This is a genomic window from Pseudacidovorax intermedius (genome assembly GCF_001476815.1).
GTDB classification, from domain to species: domain Bacteria; phylum Pseudomonadota; class Gammaproteobacteria; order Burkholderiales; family Burkholderiaceae_C; genus Xenophilus; species Xenophilus intermedius_A.
Genome location: NZ_LDSL01000201.1, coordinates 1 through 3,902 on the forward strand (window position 1 = coordinate 1; position 3,902 = coordinate 3,902).

Annotated in this window: 4 protein-coding genes; all 4 read left to right on the forward strand. The window is 46.9% G+C overall.

All coding sequences use genetic code 11. From position 1 onward, the window contains the following. On the forward strand, positions 1-258 hold a 258-nt coding region (locus NS331_RS24150), incomplete at its 5' end, for a DUF2442 domain-containing protein (RefSeq protein WP_242873876.1). Between the two features lie 298 nt (positions 259-556). Continuing rightward, positions 557-1,894: an ATP-binding protein gene (locus NS331_RS26425; RefSeq protein WP_153013023.1), complete on the forward strand. Its 1,338-nt coding sequence runs from the start codon at positions 557-559 to the stop codon at positions 1,892-1,894. Beyond that, positions 1,819-2,937 (forward strand): ATP-binding protein, encoded by a 1,119-nt coding sequence (locus NS331_RS26430; RefSeq protein ID WP_153013024.1) that lies wholly within the window; start codon positions 1,819-1,821, stop codon positions 2,935-2,937. Before NS331_RS26425 ends, NS331_RS26430 begins: the two co-directional genes overlap by 76 nt. Continuing rightward, complete coding sequence (locus NS331_RS26435; RefSeq protein WP_153013025.1) at positions 2,934-3,878, forward strand: hypothetical protein; 945 nt, start codon at positions 2,934-2,936, stop codon at positions 3,876-3,878. Before NS331_RS26430 ends, NS331_RS26435 begins: the two co-directional genes overlap by 4 nt. The last annotated feature ends 24 nt before the right edge of the window (positions 3,879-3,902 follow it).

The following is a 3,902-nucleotide window of genomic DNA, read 5'->3' on the forward strand; positions in this document are numbered from 1 at the left end:
GCCCTGACCCTCACGGCCGTCCAGGCCGACCGCGACGGTCACAGCCTCCACCTGGCGTTTGCAGATGGCACCGAGTTCACGGTGGACCTTCAACCCATCATCGAACGCCACCCCAGCCTGCGCTCGCTGGGCGCCGCCGCCACCTTTGGGCGCGCCAAGCTCGGCCCGTGGGGAGCCACGGTGACCTGGGGAACCGACGCCCTGGAGTTGGCGGCGAACAACCTGCGCGCCCTTGCTAGTCAGCGCAAGGCGTCTTGATCGGTGCTGCGCCATCGCCTGCCCCTGGCGACCCGGCGGATACGGGCACCCTTACCCAAACGTAGCAACCCTCTCGGTTGCCCCCTCACAGATTCCCAGGTGATTCCACCTCGCCGCCTGATGCCTTGGCGTGCACCGTCAGGTGCGGTCTCGCGCGGAAGTGTGGATAGCAGCAAGACCTCGTCTCGTATAGCATGCGTCTGTAAGCAAGCTATTACATAAGCGTGACAAGCATCAACTTAGTTAGTGCCCATGCAAACAACCAGCGCAGAGCATCACTCGTCAATCTGCTGACCGAATGACTAAACAAGATACTGCAGCAAATAAGCCTCCTCCACCGTTGCACTTCGATGTAAGTAGTGGGCTTAAAAGTGTTCTTGGCGGCGAACTCATAACGAATGATGAAGTCGCCATATTTGAACTGGTCAAAAATTCCTTTGATGCATCGGCCACAAGAGTCGATATCTATTTCGATGACGAAATAATTGTCGTGGCGGACAATGGCGATGGAATGACCAGAGAAGAAATAGAAAAAAAGTGGTTATTCGTAGCATATTCTGCCAAACGAGATAAGGCGCTAGATTTTCGAGACGAGATCGCTGAGCACAAGCGATACGCTGGCAGCAAGGGAATCGGCCGATTTTCCTCGGACCGCCTCGGAAGAAAAATTAAATTACAAACGCGATCCAGAGTTGCGACATCCGGAGATGTAGAAACGGTGGATGTTGATTGGTCAAAATTTGATATTGACCATTCTGTCAGATTCGAAACAATTCCAGTCGAATATTCTGCTAATTCGAATAAATTTGACCTGCCCAGAGCAATCCCCGCATTGGACCATGGCACGTCACTAACAGTTACAGATTTGAGAAAGAGATGGACTAGAGACGACGTACTCCGCCTCAAATCCGCGCTATCAAAGCTGATTAATCCATTCGGCTCAGAGTCTGACGCTTTCAAAATTACTGTTTATTGCCCAGACCAAGAAAATCAAGACAAAATTGCCGCAGAGTCCTTTAAAAGGAAAGGTGAAGATATCTCACCTAATTTCCTTGTTAATGGCCCTGTTGGCAATTTCATATTTTCTACCCTTCAAGAAAAAACCACCTTTATTGAAGTTAAAATTTCGGAGGATGGGAGAATAGACAGCACGCTTAGCGACCGAGGCTCGATAATCTACCGCATCAAGGAAACTAACGAATTTCCTCTCTTAACAAACTCAAATTTTAGAGCCAAAGTTTTTTTCTTGAATCAATCAGCGAAGCTGACATTCGCGAAGCGCATGGGTGTGCCATCCATTCGATTTGGCTCCATATTTCTTTTTCGCAACGGATTCCGAGTCTTCCCAATCGGAGAAGATGGGGACGACTGGTTTGGGATTGACAGAAGAAAACAACAAGGTTATTCGCGCTTTCTCGGTACTAGAGAATTAATTGGACGCGTCGATGTATTCGGCACCGACGCCAATTTCGAAGAATCTTCCAGTAGAGACGCCGGATTAATTGTAACGCCAGCTGTTATTGAACTAAAAAATGTATCCAAGAGCACTGTATCAAACGCTTGGAGCGTTATGTTATTCCTGTCACCTTCATCGACAAAGAAGATAAAAACACCAGCGACATTTCAAGGCTCCTGACTGATCCTGGAAGAGCAAGGGTAACCGCCGCAGTCGCCAAGCTCGTCGACTCAGAAGAAGTGGAGCTGCTGGAGTACAACCGAGAGTTGATCGGCATTCTAGATGAACGCTCGTCTCAATTCGAATCTTCGCTGGGAGCCTTGCGTGCAATTGCAGAAAAGACCAAAGACGCGAATTTATTCAAGACGATTGAGAATGCTGAGAAAAGATTTTCGCAGCTAAAGAAAGCCGAAGAGCTTGCACGAACCCAGGCCGATGAAGAAAGGCGCGCCAAAGAAGCGGCGGAGCGGCGTGCCGCCGACGCAGAAGACAAGGTATCCCGAACCACCGTCCAGCTAGAAGAAGAGAGAAAAAGAAATTATTTTCTTACGTCTATCGCGACGCTTGACACCGCAACGATATTAAATCTCCATCATCAGGTAACGATGTATGCGGTAGATATCAATCAGCAAATTGAAAATTTTCTTGTACAGATATCTTCTCAGAAAGACGTAAAACGAGAGGATGTTCTGGGTGCAATAGATCGAATAGCACTGTTAAACAAGAAAATAATGGGGGTATCGAAATTTGCCACGAAAGCCAATTTCAGACTTGAGTCTGAATATATAAAGGCTGATCTTGGCGATTATATTCAACAATACATCAATGATGTTGCGAAGGATTTCATCTTCGGCCCTCTTCAAATCTTGGTTGAGCGTGATGGCCCAGGTCCCGAAACGAAATTCAAACCGATCGATATATCGGTTGTGGTGGATAATCTTATAGCAAATGCACGGAAAGCAAAAGCGAATAAAATACAATTCTCTATTACCCATCCGTCGAAAGACTCAATTCATATTGCGGTTTTGGATAATGGTCGCGGCTTTAACAAACTGATTGATAACCTAGATCGAGTTTTCGAGAAAGGATTCTCGACTACCGACGGCTCAGGCTTAGGGCTGTACCACGTGCGCATGGTTCTCGGAGAGATGAATGGCACAATTCATGCGGATACAGGTCCCGCAGGTAAGGGGGCGCTTTTCACCATAAGGGTGGCACGATGAGAATGGACTTTAATGTTCTGTGGGTAGAAAATCAACAAGATTTGGTGCAAAACCAAAAGAGCCGGATCGATTTCAAAGTTAAAGCGGAAGGATTTAGGCTACAGGTGAAATTCGTTGACTCTGTGGATGCGGCCGTTGAATGTCTGAGTCAAGACATCTACAGCGATCATATCGATCTAATCCTGATGGACTTCGATCTCGGACCTGGAAAAAAGGGAGATGAAGGGCTTGTTGAGGTTCGTCAGCTCATCCCCTACAGGGATGTAATTTTCTATTCGTCTCAGGCTAGCGACTTAATTGAGCTAGTGAATAATCGCCAGGTGCAAGGGGTCTTTTGTTCGACCAGAGAAGATTTGCCGGACACTTGCGTAGGTGTTTTTGAGTCTCTCATTAAAAAGGTCGTAGATATCGATCATTCCCGCGGAATGGTCATGGGAACTACAAGCGACATTGACCATATTGTGATGGATGCGCTACTTGCATCCATTGAGCCTGATAACAAGGAGGCTAAGACAAAGGCATTGGAGCAAATAAAATCGGATCTTTCAGCTATCCGCGATAATTTTCAAGAGGCAATTAGCAGAATTGAAAAGATTGAGGATTTATCCCAATTATTTGAACATCATGGTATTTATACCAGCGTTCACCGCTTAGAGCTTCTTCGTAAAATATTAAAGGCTGTTTCTCCGGAACTGAAAGACCGTGACGCTCACCTAATTAAGTATATACATGAAGCCATTCCTAAGCGCAATTTGCTCGCTCATGTTCGCGTGGAGGTTGACGGGTTCTCTCGTAAGCTACGAAACAGAAAAAAACAAGAAATGACCAGCGCTGACATGAGAACGCTCCGACTTGAACTTCTAGAGCATTATGAAAATATGGATTCTTTGCTCAAAGCGCTTCAAGTGAAAGCTCTGGGTGAAGCGGGTGAGCAGCATTAGCGTACTTAGTCCGCCCTGAACAAC

Coding starts and splice junctions, on each gene's coding strand:
- NS331_RS26435 (WP_153013025.1), top strand. CDS start 2,934: ATGAGAATGGACTTTAATGTTCTGTGGGTAGAAAATCAACAAGATTTG.
- NS331_RS26425 (WP_153013023.1), top strand. CDS start 557: ATGACTAAACAAGATACTGCAGCAAATAAGCCTCCTCCACCGTTGCAC.